Source organism: Rhodococcus erythropolis R138 (genome assembly GCF_000696675.2).
GTDB classification, from domain to species: Bacteria; Actinomycetota; Actinomycetes; order Mycobacteriales; family Mycobacteriaceae; genus Rhodococcus_F; species Rhodococcus_F erythropolis.
Window position 1 is genome coordinate 141,714 of sequence record NZ_CP007257.1, and the last position, 24,095, is coordinate 165,808.

The 24,095-nt window shown below is 59.1% G+C and carries 22 protein-coding genes and 1 pseudogene; 8 read left to right on the forward strand and 15 right to left on the reverse strand.

Going from position 1 to position 24,095, the window contains the following annotated elements:
- Positions 1-65 precede the first annotated feature (65 nt).
- Positions 66-416: a nuclear transport factor 2 family protein gene (locus H351_RS29720; protein ID WP_244891531.1), complete on the forward strand. Its 351-nt coding sequence runs from the start codon at positions 66-68 to the stop codon at positions 414-416.
- A gap of 88 nt (positions 417-504) precedes the next feature.
- Here H351_RS29720 and H351_RS29725 read toward each other — a convergent pair whose 3' ends face one another.
- The 5 genes from H351_RS29725 to H351_RS29745 all read right to left on the reverse strand — a co-directional run bounded on the left by H351_RS29725 (position 505) and on the right by H351_RS29745 (position 5,504).
- Complete coding sequence (locus H351_RS29725; RefSeq protein ID WP_037120021.1) at positions 505-1,017, reverse strand: HtaA domain-containing protein; 513 nt, start codon at positions 1,015-1,017, stop codon at positions 505-507.
- A complete protein-coding gene (locus tag H351_RS29730) occupies positions 1,014-2,285 on the reverse strand; it encodes an NAD(P)/FAD-dependent oxidoreductase (protein ID WP_037120018.1) in 1,272 nt (423 codons plus the stop codon). Before H351_RS29730 ends, H351_RS29725 begins: the two co-directional genes overlap by 4 nt.
- Positions 2,282-2,608: a 2Fe-2S iron-sulfur cluster-binding protein gene (locus H351_RS29735; protein ID WP_029256925.1), complete on the reverse strand. Its 327-nt coding sequence runs from the start codon at positions 2,606-2,608 to the stop codon at positions 2,282-2,284. Before H351_RS29735 ends, H351_RS29730 begins: the two co-directional genes overlap by 4 nt.
- Positions 2,609-3,811: a cytochrome P450 gene (locus H351_RS29740; protein ID WP_029256924.1), complete on the reverse strand. Its 1,203-nt coding sequence runs from the start codon at positions 3,809-3,811 to the stop codon at positions 2,609-2,611.
- A 346-nt stretch (positions 3,812-4,157) separates the two neighbouring features.
- Positions 4,158-5,504 carry an aminomethyltransferase family protein gene (locus tag H351_RS29745; protein ID WP_029256923.1) on the reverse strand — a complete coding sequence of 449 codons (1,347 nt, stop codon included), beginning with the start codon at positions 5,502-5,504 and terminating at the stop codon, positions 4,158-4,160.
- Between the two features lie 459 nt (positions 5,505-5,963).
- Between H351_RS29745 and folP the strand changes: the two genes are divergently transcribed.
- A complete protein-coding gene (gene folP / locus H351_RS29750) occupies positions 5,964-6,770 on the forward strand; it encodes a dihydropteroate synthase (protein ID WP_051636617.1) in 807 nt (268 codons plus the stop codon).
- A gap of 34 nt (positions 6,771-6,804) precedes the next feature.
- Here the strand turns inward: folP and purU are convergent, their stop codons facing one another.
- From purU to H351_RS29780, 6 genes are all read right to left on the reverse strand, one after another.
- Complete coding sequence (gene purU / locus H351_RS29755) at positions 6,805-7,725, reverse strand: formyltetrahydrofolate deformylase (RefSeq protein WP_081051236.1); 921 nt, start codon at positions 7,723-7,725, stop codon at positions 6,805-6,807.
- Positions 7,726-7,775: 50 nt separating this feature from the next.
- Positions 7,776-9,386, reverse strand: a complete 1,611-nt coding sequence (locus tag H351_RS29760; RefSeq protein ID WP_029256920.1) for an FAD-binding oxidoreductase — start codon at positions 9,384-9,386, stop codon at positions 7,776-7,778.
- A gap of 40 nt (positions 9,387-9,426) precedes the next feature.
- Positions 9,427-10,899 (reverse strand): aldehyde dehydrogenase, encoded by a 1,473-nt coding sequence (locus H351_RS29765; protein WP_029256919.1) that lies wholly within the window; start codon positions 10,897-10,899, stop codon positions 9,427-9,429.
- A gap of 131 nt (positions 10,900-11,030) precedes the next feature.
- Entirely contained in the window at positions 11,031-11,438 is a 408-nt protein-coding gene (locus H351_RS29770; protein ID WP_029256918.1) for a nuclear transport factor 2 family protein, read from the reverse strand.
- Positions 11,435-12,397, reverse strand: coding sequence for a PDR/VanB family oxidoreductase (locus H351_RS29775; RefSeq protein ID WP_029256917.1), 963 nt, complete (start codon positions 12,395-12,397; stop codon positions 11,435-11,437). The genes H351_RS29770 and H351_RS29775 overlap by 4 nt, the downstream gene beginning before the upstream one ends.
- A gap of 8 nt (positions 12,398-12,405) precedes the next feature.
- A complete protein-coding gene (locus H351_RS29780) occupies positions 12,406-13,698 on the reverse strand; it encodes a Rieske 2Fe-2S domain-containing protein (protein WP_201026972.1) in 1,293 nt (430 codons plus the stop codon).
- 253 nt (positions 13,699-13,951) lie between these two features.
- On the opposite strand from H351_RS29780, the gene H351_RS29785 reads away from it, so the two are divergent.
- Together H351_RS29785 and H351_RS29790 are read left to right on the forward strand one after the other, a co-directional pair.
- The gene (locus H351_RS29785) at positions 13,952-14,587 is read left to right on the forward strand and encodes a TetR/AcrR family transcriptional regulator (protein WP_029256915.1); all 636 of its coding nucleotides are present in this window, start codon (positions 13,952-13,954) and stop codon (positions 14,585-14,587) included.
- 212 nt (positions 14,588-14,799) lie between these two features.
- The gene (locus H351_RS29790; protein WP_029256914.1) at positions 14,800-15,222 is read left to right on the forward strand and encodes a GlcG/HbpS family heme-binding protein; all 423 of its coding nucleotides are present in this window, start codon (positions 14,800-14,802) and stop codon (positions 15,220-15,222) included.
- Positions 15,223-15,307: 85 nt separating this feature from the next.
- Here the strand turns inward: H351_RS29790 and H351_RS29795 are convergent, their stop codons facing one another.
- Positions 15,308-17,002 (reverse strand): thiamine pyrophosphate-binding protein, encoded by a 1,695-nt coding sequence (locus H351_RS29795; protein WP_029256913.1) that lies wholly within the window; start codon positions 17,000-17,002, stop codon positions 15,308-15,310.
- Between the two features lie 98 nt (positions 17,003-17,100).
- Entirely contained in the window at positions 17,101-18,315 is a 1,215-nt protein-coding gene (locus tag H351_RS29800; protein ID WP_029256912.1) for an FAD-dependent monooxygenase, read from the reverse strand.
- Positions 18,316-18,460: 145 nt separating this feature from the next.
- On the opposite strand from H351_RS29800, the gene H351_RS29805 reads away from it, so the two are divergent.
- On the forward strand, positions 18,461-19,252 hold the full coding sequence (locus tag H351_RS29805; RefSeq protein ID WP_037120014.1) for an IclR family transcriptional regulator: 792 nt from the start codon (positions 18,461-18,463) through the stop codon (positions 19,250-19,252).
- Positions 19,253-19,303: 51 nt separating this feature from the next.
- Here H351_RS29805 and H351_RS29810 read toward each other — a convergent pair whose 3' ends face one another.
- Positions 19,304-19,705, reverse strand: coding sequence for a nuclear transport factor 2 family protein (locus H351_RS29810; RefSeq protein ID WP_029256910.1), 402 nt, complete (start codon positions 19,703-19,705; stop codon positions 19,304-19,306).
- Positions 19,706-19,795: 90 nt separating this feature from the next.
- Here H351_RS29810 and H351_RS29815 point away from each other — a divergent pair, with 90 nt between their 5' ends.
- The 3 genes from H351_RS29815 to H351_RS29825 all read left to right on the forward strand — a co-directional run bounded on the left by H351_RS29815 (position 19,796) and on the right by H351_RS29825 (position 23,116).
- Complete coding sequence (locus H351_RS29815) at positions 19,796-20,620, forward strand: SDR family NAD(P)-dependent oxidoreductase (RefSeq protein ID WP_081051238.1); 825 nt, start codon at positions 19,796-19,798, stop codon at positions 20,618-20,620.
- A gap of 405 nt (positions 20,621-21,025) precedes the next feature.
- On the forward strand, positions 21,026-21,406 hold the full coding sequence (locus H351_RS29820) for a 5-carboxymethyl-2-hydroxymuconate Delta-isomerase (protein WP_051636539.1): 381 nt from the start codon (positions 21,026-21,028) through the stop codon (positions 21,404-21,406).
- Between the two features lie 648 nt (positions 21,407-22,054).
- Positions 22,055-23,116, forward strand: a complete 1,062-nt coding sequence (locus tag H351_RS29825) for an IS110 family RNA-guided transposase (protein WP_029256907.1) — start codon at positions 22,055-22,057, stop codon at positions 23,114-23,116.
- A gap of 71 nt (positions 23,117-23,187) precedes the next feature.
- Here the strand turns inward: H351_RS29825 and H351_RS32680 are convergent.
- A pseudogene (locus H351_RS32680) lies at positions 23,188-23,967 on the reverse strand (helix-turn-helix domain-containing protein); the annotation flags it as partial.
- Positions 23,968-24,095 lie beyond the last annotated feature (128 nt).

Sequence of the window (24,095 nt, forward strand, 5' to 3'; positions counted from 1 at the left end):
TCCGATACAAGGAGCAACTAGTGAACACATCACGCAGTACGAGTGCCATGCAGCGGAACAAAGAAGTGGTCGAGAGGTTCTTCCTTGAGATCGCAACTGGGACAATCGAGAACCTGTCGGTCATCGATGAACTCGTTGCCGAGGACTACATACAACACAATCCCGAGGCAGGACAGGGGAGAGAAGGGCTCCGAGAGTTTTTCGCGCACATTCTGTCTCTTCCGCAGTCGGAACGACTCGATCCTTCCAAGACTGTCCAGCTCAATGTCGTGGCGGAGGGGGACCTTGTTGTACGCCAGGATATCCAGACCGATGGGATGCTGATCGACATCTTCCGTGTCCGCGACGGACTTCTGGTCGAGCACTGGGACGCGTACCGTCGGGCCCCAGGTGCAAAAGGCATCGTGGGCCTCTAGTGCCGTTCATCCCGTGACATAGACGGTTGTAGCCTCGGTCTCCGAAAATTCGGTGACCGAGGCGCGACTTGAGTGCGTATTCAATCCGTCACAGGTGAGGCGACGAGCGCCCGGTGGTGCCTGGTCCGTCCACGCTGATGATCGTGGGGTCGATGGGGAATCCCGAAGGGTAGCGATAGAAAAACAACTCGCTTCCAGGCTCGTCCAGGGTCCAGTCGACGCACAGAGTCGTTGCGTCTGAAACAAGGTGTCCAGAAGCGAATTGCAACCGGGCATTCGTGTCATCGGGATCGGCGATTTCAAGACGGCACAACCCGTTGACGATGAAGATGATCGGATCACGGACTGGCAGGTCGAGCATGCCTGCATGGCCCATGAACCTCACCCCGCCGGAGAATCGCAACTCCGTGTGGTTCTCGATCGTGGTCAGCGACGTGAGTGGGTATACGAATACGTTGTTCGATGTCTGCTTCGCTCGGCCCTCGACCTCGACATGCCCGTCTGCCATCGCAAGCACATATTGTGTGAATCGAGCCAGTATGGCCCACTCCAGCTCGCCGGATATCGCGGGGTCGGAGGCGAGCGAATCAGATAGGTTCACGTGTCTAGCCTTCCTGACATGGGCTGGCCGGTAGCGGTGGAATGTGAGTGCGCCTTCAGATCGAAGGACAGATCCGCTGCCTGCTGCGGGAGAAGATCAACTCCGCGTGCGAGAATTCTTCTCGATGAAATGTGATCTTTCGGGGAGTTGACGGACTCGACGGCACGAAGGGCGTCACCGTCGAATGCGAACACCGAGAATCGGCCTTGTTCGATGTCTCCACGAACTACAGTCGAGCTTTGACTGCTCGCGATACCGGCGATCTGCAGCCGCAGGGCGCCTTGATTGCTCCAGAACCACGGGACTTCTGTACATATCGTGGGTATTCCGGTCAATGTTGCAGCAAGGCAGCGAGCCTGCTCCCCCGCAGCTTGAATGGATTCTTCTCGCGTACGACCTCCTGATCCGTTCGACCGAGACGCAACATCGCCTATAGCCCAGATGTTTTCGTCGGACGTCATGCCGTATTCGTCAACCTCGACGCCGTTCGACACCGCCAATCCCGCCGATGCAGCAAGTTCGACGTTCGGAATCGAGCCGATCGCGATCAAGACCAGATCACCGTACAGTCGGTCTCCCGACAGCAAGCTCACCTGCGTTTGTGAGCCCACCACTGCCATGATCGACGAGACCCTGTCGAACCGAAAGCGAGAGTCCTGCCCCCGGTGCGCTGCGAGTAGAAAGTCGGACAACGTGGGACTCGCGATCCGCGACAGAGGTCTACCCGCAGCTACGATCGAGACCGAGATGCCTCGTTTGCGCGCTGCTGCAGCGACTTCCAGGCCGATGAATCCCGCGCCGACGATCACCAGCGACCGTGCAGAGTCGAGCTGACTGGTGAAAGTCTGCGCATCGGCGGCCGTCCGGATGGTGTGGACCACTGACGCGGCCGAAGCATCGATCGTCCCTTGAAACGGTCTACTGCGTGCGCCGGTGGCCAAAACCAGGTTCTGGTATTCAATGAACTCGCCGTCGTCGAGTACGACCTTGTTCTGCGAGCGCACAATGTTGACGACTCGCCGTCCAAGACGGAGGTCTATTGAGCGATTACGGTAGAAATCGTTGCCACGCAATGGAGTTAGCTCGGTAGACCCGTTCAAGAATTGTTTGGTCAAAGGTGGTCGCTCGTAAGGTTCGTCGGCTTCCTCGCCGATGAGAGTGATCGGATTGCCGAAACCGCGGTGACGCAGGGACTCTGCAAGCTGAACACCAGCATGGCCCGCTCCCACGATCACGACGCCTGACGGTTGTGCCGGTACGACGCTCATACTTGCCGACCAGGCACAGTGACCTCGAGATCGGCAATGTCACCTTCCAGTCTGAGTTGACAGCCCAGGCGCGATCGCACCGGATCGCGCGGCTCGACAGTGTCATCCAACATTTCGTCCTCGTCCTCGTCCATGTCCGGTAGAAACTCGAGGTATTTGTCGCTCACATAGATATGACATGTCGCGCACATGGCCTGGCCGCCGCATTCACCGACGATGCCTGCGACAGAGTGGCTGACCGCAGCCCGCATGACCGTCGTACCGTCGGGTACGGATAGATCGTCGCAGTGACCGTCGCCGTGCACAAAGCAGATGCGCGCCACCTAAACCGTTCCTCGATCCTGGTCCCAGGTAACCGCGTGATGTTGGAGTCCACGTACGACAAATCCAAACCATGGGCTTTCTCGATCAGTCGCGGTTCGGAGGCCTTCGAACCTGCGATACAACATCGGAACTGCAATGTTGCCGATTGCCCACTTGGCTGCCCACATACCAGCGCACATGTGCACGCCCGACCCGAAGGCCAGACTCACGATTTTCTGCCGCGTGATATCGAAGTCGTCCGCTTCGGAAAAAATACTCGCGTCCCGATTAGCCGAGGCCACAAGACCTGTCACATTACTGCCGGCAGGGATCGACACGCCGCGAAGAACCGTGTCTTCGGCTGCTACCCGGACAACCAGTCCCAGAGGCGAGATCCAACGCAGCGTCTCGTCGAAGACTGCCGGCCAGTGAACAGGATCGTTGAGGACCAGTTCGCGCTGCTCCGGATGCTCACTGAGTGACCACACCATGCTTGTCACAGCATGCTGGGGCTCGTTGATACCTCCCGCAATCGCCAGCTTGACGTTGGCCTTGATCACATCTTCAGGGAGTCCAGCGGCAGCTAGTGCCGAAGTGAAGGTGTCGTCCGGATGGTGACGTAGAAATCGCAGGACCTCAGTGAGGTGGTCGTCTATCTGGGTGCGTGTCGCATCGACTTGCGCCCACACTCCCTCATCGTCGTCCGTGTTGGCCACTCCCAACATGAGTGTCGACGACCAGTTGCGTACGTCGTCTACATCTACATCGCCGAGTCCCAGCAGGTCAATCAGATTCTTCGCCGCCAAAGGCGCCGCAAATGCACTGTTCAGATCCGCGTTTCGCGGGCCCTGGTCGGCGAGGACGTCGAGATAGAAGCGTGCATTTTTCTCGAAAGCACCCCCCCATCGTTCTTTGATCACCTTCGGCCGCAAGCCACTGTTGACCGGCTTGCGTATCTCTCGATGTTCGGGATCATCGGTGTCGATCATCGAGCTTCGCCCGATTGCTCGGCGCGCCGGGCTGTCTCCGCTCGAGACGAACACCTCAGTGGTCATCTCCAGGGTTCGGCAATCTTCATAGAGGGAAGCCACATAGCTGTCCATGAAAGGGACCCACGCGATCGGTGACTCGCGACGCAATCGCGAATAGGCCGGATAGGGGTCCTCCAGGAGCTGCTGAGGATCCAACCATTCGGCGACCGGGGCTGCCTTACCTGCTGTCATTAGGAACCTCCATGAGTAACCGTAGTTACGTTTAGTTATGTCGAAGATCCTGCGCCGGATTCCTTCGCTGCTCGTGGCGCGTTCGCTCAGGCATGCATCGTCAAGGCCTGTCGACATGATCTATAGAGCAGTTTGGTGACACCGAGTCAGAGAAGTGCGGCGGTCACTGGTTCGAGTCGCCGCGCAGAGATCTCCGTGACTTCAAGATGTCATCTGCAGTACACACGAAAACGGTGTTGTTCGTTGAATGGACTCCGCCAAGCGAGCGACTCCCGGATGCAGAGGTGGAACGACCAGGGCTGACAGGATCCAGCGTTGCCGGCAGAACATTCGTTCCGTCGACGGGCTACTTCGTGGAGGTCACTCCGCTGGGTACGCTGTCGATATCGTAATCCTTGTTGCTGGGCAAATCGAGGTACGGAAAACGTTCCACTGTTGCCCGCACAGGTTTGATTCGCTTGCCGAACTCACCCCAGTGGACGACTACCTCGGTTCCGATCTCTGCCTTGTCGAGGTCGATCGTGGAGTGGGAGATCATCTCCCGGTAAAAGTAGGAATAGACGGCGGTGGAGGACACACCGACTGGCTTCCCGTCGATCGTGACAAGGTCGGCGTGCCCACCCGCGGGCGACTGGGGCGTGGTGGGAAACTCGAAGTTTCGGTATTCCTCGCCCGGTTCGAACTGGGAGCGAAACACATCCACTACGTCTTCTTTGTTCCACCGCAACGTCACGGTCTTACGAGGGGGCTTGACCGCTTCGGCTTCCAGGGCTGCTCGACCGATGAATTCGTGGTCAAACTTCGCCATCCACCCCCAATTTGCTTCGAATGGAGTGCGGAAACGTGCACGCAGGTCCTGGTGGTCGACACTGCCCGTGCGTTCGCTGCCCGCGGCATTGCCGAACAACGAGAACTGCGGATGGGTCATGAAACCGTCGTCCTCGTACACTGAAGGGAGGAATGTACAAGATATCTGGGGAAAACCACCCTCGGTATGGTTCACGACGTAGGTGCGCCAACCTGAACGCTTGATACCAAGCCCTTGACCTGCCTGATACACAGCGTCGAATACACGCGGCCCGAGCTCGAGCGGACCGCGCAGTTCGTACGCAAGGGTGCCGGCCATCCCGATACGAGAGAGCTCCACCTCCCCCGCTTCGCCGATTCCCGGCACAGTGACGTCCTTGATGGCGAGGAACGCGACATCACGCACCTGCTCACCCAGAAGGCGTTCGAGAACTTGGAGTGAAGTGGGGCCGGCGACCTGGATCAGGAAGATGTTCCTGACTGTGAGCTCTACGTCCAGATCGGTCGATTCCGCCTTGTAGATCGGCCATGGCCAGGACGCAAGGTGTCGGAAGGTGTCCTCGTTGTCGCGAACACTGAGACCGTGCGTCGCGATGTAACCGTTGTCGTCGAGCATCACGAGATGCTTCGAGGTACCGACCTTCCATTTGTACACATTGTTGATACTCAACCTGGACAGGAACTCTTGCGCACCCGGACCGCGGAGCGTCAGCTCCTGAGGCCCACTGAGGTTGGATGCCAGATACGTCCCGATTTTCCAGGACAGCGACTCCTCTTTCCAGCCGTCTCCCTCCCAGATATGCAGTCCACCAACCAAATTGGTGTATGTCGGAACATCCGGATACGCCGGAACATCTACTAGAACTGGAACATTGTCGATTGACATTGATTTTCCTTCCACTGGCACAGCACCCGGCGATCGAGTCGCTGATGGGGTCCGAAGATTAATTGATCCAGAATCGCAACATCACGATCCACGCTCGCCACACACGAGCGAAGGCCTACTCCATTCCCTACACGATTGTGAGGCAACACCATTGGATCACGTCGATCAGAGAAAGGGGTACGATTCGGCTTCTGCACTGGTCTAGAAGATGACATCAACCCAGCTCCAACGGAATATTATTGTCCGTTCAATGGACCCTTCGAAGTTCGGCCCGCTCGATTCGTCGACCATTGTCCACGCGCGGGACCGCGCACGCACGCGACGTACAGAGTGCTACCTCAGCGCTCGGCCAACTAGCCGCATTCTCGAGTAGGACAAATGTATCGAAACACCAGCAATCCCCTTCATCTGCCGAGGCTTGATCGCAGCCGAGCGAGCAAGGCGCCGAGTTGCGTGATCATGGGAATCCTCAACGTCACACCCGACTCCTTCTCGGATGGAGGGCTGTACGCGACCACCCGCGCCGCAGTCGAACATGGGCTCGCCCTCTGGCGCGACGGCGCCGACATCGTGGATATCGGCGGCGAGTCCACTCGCCCGGGCGCGGGCAGAATTTCTGCCGAAGATGAACTGGCACGTGTGGTTCCGGCTATTCGTGAGCTCGCCGGTCTTGGGGTATACACGAGTATCGACACCACGAGGGCTCAAGTGGCGCAGGCGGCGATCGACAACGGTGCCTGCGTTGTCAACGACGTCAGCGGCGGCGCCGCCGACGCGCGTATGGCAGGTGTGATCGCCGACGCAGACATACCGTTTGTCGTCATGCATCGGCGGGGACTCAGTTCGGACATGCACGCGCACGCTCACTATGACGATGTCGTCGGCGAGGTCGTATGCGAACTGCGCCAACGAGTGGATCATCTGATCGCGGCGGGAGTTCGTGCCACACAGTTGATCCTCGATCCAGGGCTCGGTTTCGCGAAGAACGCTGCACAGAGTTGGGAACTGGTGGATCGGTTGGACGAATTGACTTCGGGGGTGTTGCCGGTGCTCGTCGGCGCCTCTCGAAAGTCCTTTCTGAGAACGATTTCCGGACTCGAGCATTTCGACGCAGCGCAGCTCGATGGAGCGTCAGCCTCCGTGTCCGCTCTGTGCGTGTCACGGGGCGCATCGGCGTTGAGGGTGCACGATGTGCGCATGACTCTCGATGCCCTCTCGCGCCCTCACGATACAGTCGACCACTCGAGCATCGCGGAATCGTTGTAGGAACGACGATTCCGCGTGCTTGTGGCCGAGATTGTCAGATCACGACGGTGAGGTTTCCGTAGCGCATCACCTTGTCTTCGCAATGCCAACTGACCGCTCGCGTCAGGACCTGTCGTTCGACTTCGGCGCCTTTTCGCATCAGTTCCTGCGTGCTGTGTGAGTGGTCGACCCGGATGACGTCTTGTTCGATGATCGGTCCCTGGTCGAGCTCGGCGGTGACGTAATGCGCCGTGGCACCGACCATCTTGACGCCCCGTTCCTTTGCCTTGCGGTAGGGGGCTGCACCGATGAAGGCGGGCAGGAAGGAGTGGTGAATGTTGATCACCGGCACGTTCACCTCGTTCAAAAACCTCTCGGAGATGATCTGCATGTAGCGTGCGAGCACGATGAGGTCGACGTTGTCGCGGAGCAGATCAAGATGCCGATTCTCCGCGACCGTCTTGTCCTTCGGATCGACCGGCACATGCATGAAGGGAATGCCGAAGTAGTGTACGTCGTCGGCCAGGTCGGAATGGTTCGACACCACCATCACGATGTCAACTGGCAACTCCCCACTTCGATGTCTCCACAGTAGATCGAGTAGGCAGTGGTCGGTTTTCGACACGAAGATTGCGACGCGTTTTCGGTAGGCAACCCGCGACAAGGTCACCTGAGCGTCGTACACGTCACGAATGCGGTCGCCGAGTTCTTTGTCGAGATCAGTTCGTCTAGCGTTGAGATTTTCGAGATGAAACTCGGTTCGCTGGAAGAATTGTCCACCACTTGGATCGGTCGAGTACTGGTCGAGAGAAGTGATGTTCGCCCCGAAGTCGGTCAGAACTCTACTGACAGCACTGACGATCCCTGGTTGGTCACGGCATTGGATCAGGACCCTACCGAGTGAGCGGGGTTCCGGCTTCGTGATGTGTTCAACGACGCCTGTGGTAATTCGTGGTTCGATTTCGACGCTTGTCATGTTTCCTCGTCACGTACGCGGTGTCGGCGTAGGGTCCTGACACCGACAGGTCAATTGCGATAGCTCGACGGCCAGATCCCGTGGCGCCCAGGCGAGAGAATCCCGTTGGGATCGACGGCGTCCTTGATCTTCTCAGCGAAATTTCGGTACGCATGGTCGCCGAAATCGAGTTGGTCCTGTGCAAGATCCATGAAGTCGAGATGCGCGCGGTACTCGCAGTAACCCTGCTGCGCGAGCTGGACCAGTAGGCCCTTGACGGTGTCCATCGCGGCTTTGGTCTGGTTCGGATCGTCGCGTACGTAGAACACTGGGGTGACGATGGTTGCCGAACGATCGTTGGTGGCAAAAATGGCACACATGTAGTTGACGCCGGTTCGTGCAATGACTTCTGCACGAATTTGACGCATCACTCCTGCTACCTCCGCGCCACGAAGAGGAACGACTGGCGAAAACCCGACATGACCGACGAAGTCAGGAAGGACGTCGAGGATGTCACGGCTCGGCACTCCGCCGGAGAGTCTATCCATGTAGCCGGCCGATTCGAGTGTGTGCCAATTTTCGGCGGTATAGGTTGCGAGCCTCATCACCTGGCCGCCCTCGATAGCGGACCACGCTTGACGAATTTTCCGTTCATGGATATCGATCGTCTCCGCGTCGGACCACAACGCTGTCCGCACGCCCCACCGTCCGATGCCAGTCTCGTCGGCTACCGCATCGAGTTGTTCGTCGGTCCAGGTCGGGTCGACGAACGACGGGAACTTCCCGCGGTGTTCGGGAAAATGGATATCCCCGGCGGTAATCATGTCCTGAATGTTGGGCACTCCGCGAAGAATCCCTGCGAGACGAAGTTCGCGGACGATGTCGATTGCCTGGTCGAGTTGTTCATCGCGCGGAATAGACAGGTACAGAGGCGAATACGCCTCCGGACGCTTCATCAGCCATACACCCATCCGCGTCACGATGCCGTAGTTCGACTGCATGAAGAGTGGGTCGAGAACTGGTCCGAGTCCGCGTTTGTAGGTGTGCCAGGATTCGTTGCCGGCTTGCGCCCCCATTCCGGTCCGTAGAAGCGATCCGTCAGCGAGAACAACCTCCATTCCGCACTGAGCCGAGAAGTCGGAACCTGCTGGCATAAAGGTGATTCCGTTATCCAGCGAATTGCCTATGACCGAACCCCACCCGATGTCCGGAACCGAAACCAGAAGCTCATCGCCCTGCGCGTGGAGTTCGTCGTACAAATCGAACCATCGAACACCAGGTTCGACCACGGCGTAGGCAAGTTCGGTGTTCACTTCGAGAACGCGGTTCATCTTCCTGAACGAGATCAGTATCGAGCCCTTCACTCGTGCAGAGGGGCCGCCGTAACCGTTGTTCCTGCCTTGTGAGGACGCCCATACCGGCACTTCGTTCGCGTTGGCAAGTCGTACGATCGCCTGCACTTGCTCTGTTGAGGTTGGAAAGAGAACGAGACTCGAATCGTATGTGCGGTCGGGTGGAAACCAGTAGGGGTCGCGATAGTCGTCTCGTTCAGCTTGGTCGATCAGAGCGTTTTCACGACCGACGACCGCCACGAACTGCTCACGCAATTCGTCTGTGAGCACGAAGGGATCCGCGTCGACGGTTCCAGTTGTCGAATCGCTGTCGGTCACACGTAGTGTCATTTCTTGTCCTTGCCGATAGGTCGGTGAAAGAGCGAGTGCGTCAAATTGGGTAGTGCCGGGAACCTGATTGGATTGTGATCCAACGTAATTCGGTGAATTCCTCCAGCGCCGCTCTGGAACCGAATCGCCCCCACCCGCTTGCACCGACGCCACCGAACGGCATCTGCGGTTCGTCGTGCACCGTTGCGCTGTTGATGTGGCAAATGCCGGATTTTATGCGCCGCGCCACATCGAGCGCAGCTGCGGCATCGCGGCCGAACACCGCCGCTGCGAGACCGTACTCGCTGTCGTTGGCAACCGCGATAGCTTCCTCTGTCGAGTCCACTTCGATGATGGACACAACCGGGCCGAACGACTCCTCGGTGTAGATTCTCATCGAGGGCGTCACCCCTCGCACGACCGTCGGAGACACGAAGAGTCCGTCTGACGTGCCCCCGGCCTGAATGTGGGCCCCGTGTGTACGTGCGTCGTCGATGAGCGAGACGACATGGTCGCGCGCTTTGGCGTGGACCAGAGGCCCGATCTGTGAACTCGGATCCGATGGTGGGCCGACAATGAGCTTGTCTGCCCGTGCAGCCAGCAGAGCACAGAATTCGTCGGCAACCTCGCGCGCGACGACGATGCGTTCAGTTGACATGCAGATCTCCCCCTGGTTCATGAAGGCGCCGAAACTTGCAGCGGCGGCGGCCTCCTCCAGATCTGCATCAGGCAACACCACGAACGGTGCTTTGCCTCCGAGTTCAAGGACGACGCGGGTGAGGTAGCGCCCCCCGAGTTCTCCGATGACGCGACCGACTCGGCTCGAACCGGTGAAGTTCACGCGCGTGACTGCCGGATGCGCGACCAAGGCTTCGACTATCTTGGGCCCATCCTCGGGTGCGTTGCTGATGAGGTTGACAACACCGTCGGGAACTCCAGCGTCGCGCAGGACCTCGACAATTGCTGCCTGAGTACACGGGGTTTGCTCGGAGGATTTCAGCACGACGGTGTTGCCCCAGACAAGCGGCCAGACGATCGCTCGCACTCCGAGGATCAGCGGCGCGTTCCATGGTGCAATTCCTGCGACTACGCCGACCGGTTGCCGAATCCCTAGCGCGGTGAGCCCCGGCACGTCCGACGGAATCACTTCCCCGACGGCCGAGTATGCCTGAGCGGCCGCTTCCGTCAGCATGCCCTTTGCCACGTGGACATTGAACCGGCACCAGGGCAACGTCGCGCCCATTTCTCGACTCATCGTGGTGACAATCTCGTCGGCACGTTCACCCAAAAGCACTGCGGCCTTTTCCAGCACCGTACGACGTGCGGCAGGCGCGAGCGTCGACCATCCGTCGAACGCTTTCGCCGCCGAATCCACTGCGCGATTCACATCGGCAACCGATGCGGCGGCTACCCGTGCGATGGGTGTGCCGGTCAACGCCTCGATTGTCTCGAAATAGCGGCCGTCCTCTGCCTGCACCGGACTACCGCCGATGAACAGGTCGGTAGTGCGAATGTCGACCTCGGTTACTGACATGTGATGTATGTACCTCCGCGATGGCGGCCAACGCCGCGTGATGGGTGAGCCGCAGCCGTTGTGCTGCGCCTCGAACGACTACTGCTCCGCGCCGAACGGCGGGCAGCGCAGAGCACTAAGGCAACCGCACGTCAGGCTGGTGGCTGACGCTTCGACTGATGCATGTGCGCCAACCTCCAGCCGTCCACGGTGTATTTCCACACTCTGCTCACTGCTTCTTGAATCGGGAATGGGGGGAGGTCTTCTGTGAACACGACATGCATCTCTTGGAGGCAGGTCACGATTGCAACGTCGCCTCGCACAATCACCGTTGTGTCCTCCGCCCGGGCGAAAACAGTTCGCCGACGCTGAGATGCGAAGGCGACAAAGCTATCCGGTCCGTCGATCTTGCCTATTGGGCCGTGCACGACGTGGCTGTCGTCGAGCATCAGGGAGCGCATTGCTTGTTCTCCCTCTGTCAGCGCAGTAAGCCAGGCGTTTTCGGCTTCGTCGATCGATGCCCGAATTTCAGCGTCGGTGGTGTGCGACGTAGTGGTCATAAGTCCAACTCCAGAATTGTCGAATGAGATCGTGACGTGCAGGTGGCAAACTGCCCTTGCTCGTGCTCTCTGTCGGTGAGTACGTCGTCACGATGGTCTGGTTCGCCGGCCAGTACCGCGACGACGCATTCACCGCAAATGCCTTGTTGACAGGAGTACGGTGCATCGACTTCGTTGTGCAGTAACACATCGAGCACAGTGTCTTGCGGCGGTACCTCGAACTCACGGCCGGAGCGGGCGAGCCTGACGATGAATGATTCGTCGTCCTTGGACGCGGCATTTGCCTCCGTTGGCGCGAACCGCTCCATGTGGATCGACGAAGCATCCCACCCTGCGTTGAGTGCGGACGATACGACGAAATCCATGAATCCGCCAGGCCCACACACGTAAAGGGCCGTATCGGACCGAGGGCTGCCGACGTCGGTGGACAAACTCAATCGTTGATCGTCTGGGCCGTTGTCGAAATGAAGTGTGACCCGTGGATCGTCTTCCAGGTCTTCGACGAAGGCTGCGTCAGATCGACTACGTGCGCAGTAGTGCATCTCGTACTCGGCACCGATCGAATCCAGCGTGTGCGACATGGCGAGCAGAGGGGTTATTCCGATACCGCCTGCCAGCAGGACGTGACGTCGAGCTTCATCGTCGATGCCGAACTTGTTGCGGGGCTTTGACACTCGAACGAGATCGCCTTTGGACAACGCGTGCATTCCGGCGGAGCCGCCCCGCGAGGCGCTCTCGATCAACACTGCCAGTCGGTACCGCGATCGGTCATGTGGTGGTCCGCACAACGAATACTGTCGAACCAATCCCAGGCGCTCGTTGACGAGCACATCCACATGGGCGCCCGCCGCGAACTCGGGGAGATCGGACCCGTCGGCACTGAGCAGCTCGAGCACAACGATCCGATCGGTCTCGTCACGCCGATCCTCGACTACGGTATCGAGCCACGTGTTGTTCATCGGGTTTGTCAGACTCTTGCAGCGGCAGTCGAGTCGGACTCATCGTTCCGAGATTTCGACTGGGTGGTGATAACACCCGAATCGGAGCGGCGGACCAGGTTCTCGTCGCGACTAATGTTAATGGGCTCCCTCCCCGCCTCCACATCGTCCACCATTGCCAGTAGCATGCGCCGAAGCATCACGACCCCGCGATCTGCGCTCACCAGAGTCTCTTCTGAATGCAGAGTGATCGGGCCCTGAGAACTCTGTGCTTCGGCGTCGCCCGGGGTACGATGCTTTTCGTCCTCGGACATCTCGAAATTCTGCTTTCCGTCCTGAGCAATGCCAAATGCGAAGCGGTTCACGCGCTCGGGGTCGCGAGTGCGAATCGAGAAGAAGATTCGGTGGCTCGTGTCATCAGAGGGAACGACCCACATCATCTGATCGTGGCGAGCGTCCGGAACCACCGTGGTGAAGTCGGGTAGGCCGAACACGTTCGGAAGCTGCAACTCGACCATGAAGCCAAGCTCGGTGGCGTCGCCGCTCTCGCTTGGCGGGTCGAATCGATGGATGTACTTCACTCCGTATTCGGTGCGCTCGTATGTGATCCGATCGGAAATGGTCGTCGGATCGAAGAATTGCTTCGGATAGCCGAAGGTTCCCGTTCCCATCATCTGAAAGCCGCTGTGTGTGGAGTGGAGCCACGTCACATGTGTGGGGTCGGCTCCGTTTTCGTAGTTCTGAAGCCAGTTGAAGTCGCTCGGCATTCCGGTGATCGCAGCGTGCGGCACAGGCCAAGTCGCGTAGAGCTGTTCGCCCTCCTCCAAGTCCTCCAGCGCGTCGTATCGTGGCAACGCCGGCTTGTGCTCGGGCGGCCCCATGTAGACGAACACCAATCCGTAGCGCTCCTCCACCGGGTACCAAGGCTGGCGCGCCTTGTCACGCTTGAGTCCGCCACCAGGCTCGCATGCTTGCTCGACAACGCGGCCTTCGACGTCGAACTTCCAGCCGTGGTAGCAGCAACGAATGCCGTCGTCCTCGACCCGCCCGTAGTACAGGCTCGCACCACGGTGCGAGCATCGTTCGAACACGACGCCGGCCCGACCCTGGCCGTCTCGGAACACCACCAGGTTCTCACCAAGCACCTGTGTTCGTTCCGGGAGTGCTCCGGAGACCAACGTGTCCGAACTTGCGATCGGATGCCAGTAGCGACGCAGTGCCTCACCCATCGGCGTACCCGGGCCCACTTCCGTCAGACGAGCGTTATGGGCTGGGGTCGGTCGTCCGTACCCAGTGCCGGTATCCAGCGTTGATGTGGTCATCGACAAGTCTCCTATCTCGCAGAGCGAGCTGTAAACGGTCGTCGAGTGCGGCAGGCACAGATCTGCCACGGTTCGTTCCGCACCCGACGACGTTGACCAAATATGATTCGAGATTCACATTCGCATTTTTAGCCGCCAGTGTCAAGGGTCACAACGAAAAAACTTGGCCGATTCGCGAGCAACCTCTGCAGCGATTTCTGTTGCGGTAGTGGGGAGATAGTCGAATCGTTGGGTATGCCCCTAGTCTGATGGGGTGAGTAGCCCACCGACCCTCCCGCGTGCGCAGCAGGCACGGAGCAGACGCACGCAGCAGCAGATACTCGACGCTGGAACCTCATTGCTCGAAGAAGGCGGCGCCGAGGCGCTCACTGTGGCGGCTGTCGCCGCCCGAGCAGGAGTCGCCGTTGGAAGCGTTTATCGCAGATTCGGCGACAAAGACAGACTGCTCGCTGCACTGCAGCACGACATGATCGACCAGTTCCGCGCCGATATCATCGAACGATTCACTCCGATCGCCACGGATCCCGCATCGCTGGTCGCTGCCGCTGTCGTCGGTTTGACCGAAACGTACGAGGCACACGAGCGCCTCATGCAAGTCTTCATGACCGCAGGCGCATCCGATGCCGCTGTTGCCCACGTAGGTTCGCAGGCAAGTATCGACGCGGGGAAGGTCTTCCTGAAGTTTCTCGAACCCGTGACCGTGTGCGTTCCCTCCCCTGATCCCGAGACACGTCTGGACTTCATCTACCGGCTGATATGCGGAACCTGTGCACATCGAATCGTGAACGGAGAGAAGTTCGAATCGGAACGAGCGTTGCCGTGGAAGAAGCTCACCGAGGAACTGGTGACCGTGGCTCGGTCATATCTTCTGGGCGAAGGCTGGCACTGACTTCGGTAATCTTGAGTTCGCTTACGGGCTTACTCTTGCCCGAAACATGAAGAGTGTCTTTCCATTCGGGCGCCTTGGTGGCAGAATCTGATGCACCACATCGAATTTCGATGCCGTCTGCAACAGCCCCCCATCGTCGGAATTCGCTCATGCCGCGTTGTCGGATATGCACTCGCGCACGTGGTTCACCAACGACCCCTAAGGAATATACGATGCGAGAGCCATTGACATACGAGATCGCGCTCACAGCCGCTGAGAGCGGGATTCGATTCGGACGAGCCGATGGGCGCGCCTTGTGCGTCGTCGTGGTCAACCGCAGCGGTATCACCAAAGTCGTTCTCGCCGATGACGGCGTCGGAGCCCTCGGCGTCGAGACCGCCCGCCGCAAGGCGTACACATCAGCGCTCAGCGGCGCTACCACTGCACAATTCGCGGCATTGGCGGCATCGCCCAAGATGCAGTTCGCGCCAACACATCTACTTGATCCCCATCTGCTACCAGTGGCGGGCGGAGTCCCGATCGTCACCAAGGAGGGTGAGGTCATCGGGGCCATCGGCGTCGGCGGCGCCGACGACATCACCGACGACTTCATCGCCGGACAGGCGAGGGAGTCCGTGGCCGAACTGGTTGGCTGAATCAAACAGCGGCAACGGGCCGGCGACTGAAACTATCAGTCGCCGGCCCATCGACCTCACACCTTGGAACCTCGAACAGCGCTGATCACAGCCTAGTTTCGACACCGGTGAAAGGCCCGCCACCCATTATTACTCGCTCTTCGGGCGGGATCGGCGCAAGGCTGACCCTGACATCTATACACGTCGGGCGTCCCGACTTCAACGCTGCCTCGATCGCCGGCCTCAGCTCTGAAATGATGTCAACTTCGATGCCCTCTGCGCCCAGTGCACGCGCGACACCACTGTAGGAGCCGTTGGCCAGTCGATTGTGTGTGACCCTGTCCTCGCCGAACAGCGCCTGCTGAGTGTGCAACGTAGCACCCCATGCCTGGTTGTTGAGGACGATCACGATCACCGGGAGGTCCGCTCGAACCATCGAATCGAACTCTGCAAGTGAGTATCCCACTGCGCCGTCACCGGTCACAAGAATTGTCGGCCGCTCCCGAATTGCATACTGCGCACCGAGCGCGGTACCCATATTGCACCCCATCGAGCTGAGGTATCCGTGGCCCAGATAGTGCGAAACATCAGCCTTTGCAGCCACTTCCGACATCCAAAGCTCGGTCAGTGCGCCGTCGACGACGACGACTGACCCCGCTGGAATGCTGTCGGCGATCGTCCGCGCAGCGAGATACGGATGGATGGCACCGTCGTGGGCTTCCGCCTCCTTCTCCAGAGCGGTTCTGCGCTCGTCGGCCACGCACCGAAGCGCCGCAAGCCAGTCCTTACGCTCAGCCGAAGTATTGTCTTCCACAAGCTCGTCGCGGAAACCTGCCACCGTAGCGACCGGGTCGGCCTGTACTCCCACCTCGATATTCTGCAGTCGTCCGAGTTCCTTTCCATCCGAATCGATCTGGAAGATTCGGGCGTCTTTCGGGATCAATGTGCCCTTGCCGAATTGCGTAGGTAAGCCGAAACGAAGCCCCAGCATCAGCACAACATCGGGTCGCTGGTTCTCCGGCACCGTCGCAAGCAATTGCACGAGCCCCACGTTCCATTCCGAACCACTTATGGCGCCGAGGCCCTCATAGTCGGAGAGAAGTGGGATCCCTGCGCGTTCGGCGAATTCGTGGAGCTGTTGGCGCGCCTCGGGAGTGGTGAACGAACGCCCGACCAGAGCCACAGGGCGCTTCGCTGCGCTCAGTGCATCCAGAACAGAGCCCGTGACAGACTTTGGTGCACAACCGAATCCGTCAATGGACGTCCGAAAGTCCGGTGTTGCATCAGCGTCCACTGATTGCTGCAGCACATCCCAGGGAATGTCCAGCAAGACCGGGCCCTGCGGCGCAGACCTGGCAATGCGCACCGCCTGTGCAAGCAACCGCGGAATCAGATCGGCTCGCGTCACCCGGTGGGCGAACTTGGTCACCGGTGTTGCCATGGCGATCTGATCGACGCCGGCCTGTTGGTCGTTGACCTGGTCCAGATCCAAGGGTCCCGAACCCGCGATGTACACGACAGGCGTGCGATCCATGTACGCATTCGCGACGGAGGTCAGGAGGTTGGTGAAACCTCCGCCCGCTGTGACCACCGCGACGCCGATGTCGCCCGTCACGCGCGCGTACCCCTCCGCGGCGTGTCCCGCGTTCATTTCGTGGCGGACGTCGACGATCTCCAAGTCTGCATCCAGCGCCGCTTGAAAGATACCGTCCACGTGAGCACCGTTGAGACTGAACAGCACTTGCACGCCTGCGTGTTGCAGACCTCGTACAACGAGTTCACTACCAGTTGCAGCTTTCATTCGTCGAGAAACCTTTCTGTTGACGTCATCGACGTCATTCGGCGTGATGTCTTCTCATGCATTGTGGTGCGACCATGCTGTACGCATGCGGCCTCTTCTCAGGGCACCGCTGCCTGTGTGGCGCGGTGATGTGCAACGGCGCCAAGCGGGTCGTAGCCGTAGATCCAGCCGTTGTCGGTGAGCGGGTCGAGCGCCGAGAATGCATGATCGCGAGCTTCTTGCTGTTCACCATCGGGTAGATGATTGACGAGTGATCGCCCGTGCGAGATCTCCTGCAGGCGCGTCGTACGCGGACGACGGATCTGCTCGTACGTGAAGAGCGCAGTAGCGACATCGGTGGAAGTGTCGGCTAGGCACAACGCAAGGACTGCTGCATCCTCGATGGCCTGCGCGGCGCCCTGCGCGAAGAACGGAAACATCGGATGAGCTGCGTCACCGAGCAATGTGGCATGGCCTCTGTTCCAGGTGTCGAGCGGTTCGCGATCGAGCAGGGCCCACCGTCCGGGAGTATCGGATGCCTCGATCAAACTCAGAAGCCGTGGATCCCATCCCGCGAATTCGGCAGCCAATTCCTCAGTAGTCGCTGTTGCCGTCCAGGATTCGACGTTGGAGGCACTGCTGGGGGCGAACGCCACCAAGTTGACGAATTCGCCGCCCGACACCGGGTAGTGCACGAGGTGGTGGTCGGGCCCCACCCACAGTGTCTGTGCGGGTCGCGTGGCGAACTCCGGAGCACGCGACTGCGGAATTAGCGCGCGAAAAGCGCAAATTCCAGACTCCCGCGCCGGGACGTTCCCCACAACTGAACGGCGAACAACAGAGTGGACACCGTCCGCTCCGATCACCAGTCCTGGCCGTACTTCTTCGCCGCTTGCGAATGTCAGAACCGCTTGGTCACCATCAAAGTCGGTAGATGTGCATTTCATACCCAGGCGCACAGTCGATTCCGGCACCGCAGACTTCAACGCAGCCAGCAGGTCAGCTCGGTGCGCCGTGTAAGTATGTTCGCCGTACAGCTCCCGACACGCGGTCTCGAGATTCTCGCTCGACAGTACGGAACCGTCCTTCCAGCGCCGAAACTCCCATCCGACGTCCAGTCTGACGCCACGGTTGATCAGATGATCGAACACACCCAGTCGACGAAGCTGCCGGCCGGCGTTGGGCGCGATCACCAATCCAGCACCTATCTCGGTCAATGCGCTCGCCTGCTCGTAGACGACAGGTGCGAATCCCTCGGCGCGCAGAAAGGCAGCTGCCGCAAGGCCTCCAATGCCGCCACCCACGATCGCGATGTCGATCTTTTCTGATCCCATTGTCTGCTGATACTCCTCGAATGCAGTGCCGGCTGGGCCGAATATGAACAACATCAGCGTCCGGTTTCTATCGGATTTTGTGAATAACGCAGTTCATCCAACGGACATCGCGTAAATTCGCCAGTCAACAACCAAAGGAGGCCACGTGCCCCGCGCAAACGAGCCAGGACGATCGGTCAGCTCACGTCTATGGGATCTACTGTTCGCCTTCGACCCGAACCACACGGAGTTGACTCTGTCCGATCTGGTCCGGCGCACCGGTATGCCGCATGCGACTGCACGCCGACTGGCGCTCGAGCTCGTCGAAGTCGGGGCCTTGGAACGCGCGAGCAACAATCTGTTCACAATCGGCCTACCACTCTGGCGCCTAGGCACTTTGGCCCCTCGCGCCGAAAAACTAAGGACTACGGCACAACCCTTCGTGGAGGACCTCTACACCGCTCTACACCAGCACGTACAGCTAGCTGTACTGCAGGGTGATCAGGCGATCGTTATCGAGCGGCTCTCCGGACCCCACGCGGTCAAGTTGACCTCACAGATCGGGGGGCACCTCCCGCTGCACTGCTCCGGCGTCGGAAAAGTCCTACTCAGCCATAGCAACCCAGTGTTCAGCGAGAAGATACTCGCAGGCCGCCTCCAGCGATTCACGTCGAACACCATTGTCGATCCTGACGTGTTGCGTAAGGAGTTGGCGTACTGTCGATCAACGGGGACCGTGGTGGTCAACGAAGAACTCAGTGAAGGCGCCCAGTCGGTGGCAACGAGGATCATCGACCATCAAGGCTCGGTAGTCGCTGCGCTGTCTGTGGTGGTGTCTGCTGGTTCCGTCAAACTTCAGGCAGCTGTGCCGTCGCTCGTCGCCAGTGGTCTCGGCATTTCCCGCGCTCTTGGCTGGAGGCCTGGAATTCCAGTTCGAATCGGCTCCATGGAGCCGTAGCCCGCGGATCGAACCCTCGGCAGGGCACGGAGTCGTGAATGCACAGCACATTCAGCCCATAGGTTGGCGTCGTGAGAGCTGCTGGAGTCCGAGCTTCCACCCCTCAGCAGTCGAGAACCAGACTCGTGTGACCGCGGCCTGGATCAAGAACGGGGTCAGATCGGACGCGAATTCGACACGCATTTTTTGATGGCAGGACACGATCGCCATTCCTGGGGACTCGACCACATGCACGTCGGTAGTGACAGCGCTGGCGATGGCACCCATAGTCAAGTTGTATCGAAGAAACTCTTCTCGGTCGTGGACGTTGCCCACCGGCCCGTGAACGAGAACGCAATCAGCGAGCATGAGATCACGCTGCGCATCGTTGCCCCGTGAGATCGCCTGCAGCCAAGCGCTTTCGACTGGGCCAATCGAGTCCGGCACCGAGGCCGCGGAAGTAGTCGCAACCATGTTTCGAGTTCCTATCGCTCAGAGAAAAGGGTCGGGTGGAGTCCATGTAAAGAATGCCAATGACAGCTTCAGGTGACGTCGCGATGTTCAATGGACGAACACCTGGCGCCATTCGTGAATCATCTACACGAGTATGAATGCACCAACGAATCCATAGAGGAGTTTCACTTGAGTATCAGACTTGCCGGCAGGACCGCCGTCATCACAGGTGGCGCCACAGGCATAGGCCAGGACATCGCTGTCAGACTCGCCTCCGAAGGAGCGAACATTGCAGTGGCGGACGTGAACGACGCCTCGGCGACTCGAGAGCTTGTTGAAGCGCAAGGGCAGCGATTCTTCAGTGAGCTCGTCGATATCACGGATGAGGATCAGATCAACTCCTTCGCATTGCACGTGCGCGGTGAGTTCGCCGGCGTCGACATCGTAGTGAACAACGCTGCAGTCGTACTCATGGGCGATTTCGACCAAGTCACCTACGCCGACTGGCGAAAGACGTTCTCGGTCAACGTCGACGGAGCCTTCCTGACGACGAAGGCCTTTCTGGACGACCTGAAAAAATCGGGGGTGGGACGCGTTATCAATATATCGTCTGCAAGCTACTGGAAGCCCCCGCCCCCCTTCGTGTCCTATGTATCGGCCAAGGGCGCGTTGAACGGATTCACGTCCGCGCTGTCCGCGAGTCTGGCGCCATATGGCATCACCGCCAACAGTCTCGCCGCAAGTCTCGTGCGCACTACTTCCTCCGAGTCGAAGACCAGCGAAGCCTTCTTTGAGAACACCGTTCGCACACAGGACATCAAGCGGGTTCAGATGCCCGCCGACGTCTCGGCGACGGTCGCGTTCCTTGCTTCCGACGACTCTGCGTTCATCACAGGACAGATAATTGTCGTCGATGGAGGAAGTACCCGTAGATGATCAACGCCAAAAAAAGCGACATTGATGTGTGCATCAAACTTGCCTCGTAGCATTTTGGCGACAATCCCCTGTCAGTGCCGAGTATCCGATATACTTGCTCACTTCTCATAGGCTTCGCGTATGCCCAGGCACGCCAAGTCGCTAAATACGCTGCGCATTTGGCGACTTGTTTCATGCCGATTCGTACGAATCGTGGTCGTCGGTTCCAGCATAGGTCTGCGCCGTATACTTCAGCGCATAATTTCGTCTGATCTACCCGGCGCGCACTCCGGGAGACTTTGACAGCAGCTGCCCGCCAGTTTAAATTGTCATATTATATCGAGATCGATGCGCCATCTATACTACGCCGAGTGCCGGACTTGTAAATTACTACGAACTCATTCCTCGAACCGAGAATGGACCTGAATGCCGCACCTTGCCATCGAATACACGCGAAATCTGTCAGACACACTCAATGTAGACGCCCTCATGAAATCCTTGCATTCGACGGCGCAGCGGCTGGGCGTGTTTCCGAATTGGGGCATAAGGACGTTCGCAACGCGAATTGACCTTTGGCAGATAGGGGACGACATCGTCGGAGACATTAATGGTTACGTCCACGTGCGGGTAAAAATTGCTTCCGGACGCGACGACGCCACTCTCCGAAGAATCGTCGACGAACTTCATTCCGCATTGCAACGAACGCTGGAACCTATCTGCACATCCCAACCGGTTGGTTATCAAATCGAAATTCATGAATTCAACCCGGCGACGACACGCTCGGGAGGAAGCATTCCGGATCAGTGAACCACACTTGCGAATGACTAAAGCGACGATTGAGCATTGTTCGCTCGCTGGGCCCGCCAATCTCAGATTGCTATTGAGATAGTCGCATCCTGCATGAACGAGCCAGACTCGAATATGGCAAGCAGGACAGAGTACGCGTCATCTCGCTTTGGAAGACGTCAAGGGATTTTCCATCTCATCGAGGCTATATGCAACGACGGTCGCCTCCGATTACATTCGCTAAATGGATGAACGCAGGCGTGGCAGGATCAGCACCCGCGCGGTAGCGTGAGACTCGAAGCCACCTAGGTGTATGAGACACGGACGTTGGCTCGCTACGCGGTGCCGACTGTAAGCGGCGGGCGGTCGTCCTCCGCGTGCTGAATGCGGTCGGTGGTAATTGTAGTGAACATTCCGACTTATATGAGTGTCACGGCAAGTGACCGGGATTGCAGCCCATAGCGTGTCGTAGCAGGCCGGAAGGAATGACTCGTGAACATTCTGTCTCCCGCAGTCGGGATGACTCTTGTCTGGTGTGTCACCCCCTCCGGTCTGCGTTCGCGGTGTGACTCGAGAGAGGCGTGACCACAAGCTGCTGTGAGAGGTACTTGAAGTCGGATTGTCCACCGCGGATCCCCCATCCATCGAGCGAAAAGGGAACCGAACCCCATGATCGTCATCGGTATCGATCCACACAAGTCCACCCATACTGCGACCGCACTCGACTCCGCCACCAACACCGATCTCGGTTCGATCCGCATCGACGCCTCGGTCATCGAATACAAGCGATTAATCGTTTGGGCCAAAGCCTGGCCGGACCGACGCTGGGCCATCGAGAACGCCGACGGCCTCGGGCACCACCTCGCACTGTGGCTCCTTGCCATCGGTGAGGTCGTGCACGATATTCCCACTACCGCCACCGCCCGAGTACGTGAACTCTCCCGTGGTGGACGACGCAAGAACGACCGCATCGACGCTGCGGCCGCAGCCAGCGTCGCAGCTCTGCACGGCGACGCCAGGCAGGTCTATCCGGAGACCGTCAACGATGCGCTTGCTTTGCTCGACGAGCGGCGAGTCAATCTGTCGTCCAGTCGAACTCGCACCGTTAATCAACTTCACGCCTTATTACGTGAGCTGATGGCCGGCGGTGCGCCAACGTCGTTGACACCCAAAAAAGCTGCTGCCGCGATCCGAGGCTTTCGGGCCAGAACCGCACCGGACAAGATCCGACTCGAACTGGCCAAGGAGCTGATCACGGACTTCGCGCGGTTCGACGAACAGCTCGCGGCGAACAGCCGCAAGATCACCGCGTTGCTCGACGAGCACGGCACACATCTGCGCAATATCGACGGAGTCGGTCCAGTTCTTGCTGCCCGCATCCTAGGCCGCAGCGGCCGAGCCAGCCGGTTCCCCACCGCTGCTGCGTATGCCAGCTACACCGGAACTGCACCCGTCCAGATCGCCAGCGCCGACTCCTCCCATCACCGATTGTCGAGATTCGGCGATCGGCAACTGAACTCCGCCCTCTACACGATCGCCATGATCCAGATCCGGATGCCGTCGAGCACGGGACGAGCGTTCTACGACAAGAAAATCGCTGAAGGAAAAACACCCCGGACCGCCGCTCGCGCACTTAAACGGCACCTCGCTACACACCTGTGGCGAGCCATGCTCGCAGATGAAAAACGGGGCATTCGAGCCATATCGAGAGAATCCCTCACTGCCGCTTGACAAATAGAGAGGCACCAGACTTCGACGGCGGTGCGTCGTTGCTGCTCGCTGCTGTATTCGCGGGAGTAGAGAAGTTCTTCGGCGAGGATGCGGTTGTACCGTTCGACTTTCCCGTTGTGTTTCGGGGTGTACGGCCGGATGCGGTAGTGCCGAGCTTCGCGGAGTGAAGCGGTGAAATCAGCTGCCCGATAGCATGATCCGTTGTCGGTGATCACGCGCTCGATCCGGGTGATGCCGTGTGCGGCGAAGAAGAATCGGGCGTTGTTCATGAAATCGATGGCTGTTGCGGCGGTTTCGTTGTTCCTGGCTTCGGTGTACGCCAGGCGGGTGTTACCGTCGATCGCGGAATGCGGAATGCAGGTAGGTGTAGCCGATGCGGGCCTGCTTGTTCTTCGTTTTCCGGCGCTGTGATCGTTTGGCCTGCTCGGACCCGTGGCCGTGAACGCGCCCCCGCCGCCGTCCGGGATCTTCCCGACCTTCTTGATGTCGACATGCACCATCTGGCCAGGTCGTTTCGCAACGATGACCTGCGGTTTTCGGTTGGTTTCGCCGTTCGGGTCGATGAACCGGCGACGGTGCAATCCCAGGCCTCTCAGGATTCTCGTGACCGTTCGACGGGCAATGACGATGCCGTCGGTTCCCAGTTCGAAAGTGATGCGTGAGGCCGACCATTTCCGGGTTCGGCGCATCGCTTCGATCTCGGCCACGATGCCCGCGGCTGTGGCGGTCGGCTGATGATGTGGCGTACTGGACCGGTCCTGTAATCCCAGCTCACCGAACTTGCGATACCGGTTGACCCAGGTGGAAGCGCATTGTCGTGAAATCCCCATTTCGGCGGCGACGTGGGCGATCGGACGACTCTAGCACCGCTCGATCAAGCGGCGTCTTCCTTCAACAGTAAGTGGGGCATTACGGTGTGTCACAGGGCTGGTCCTTCTTGGTCGAGAACGGTTGTGTCGCAACTCCCATTCTTACGCCG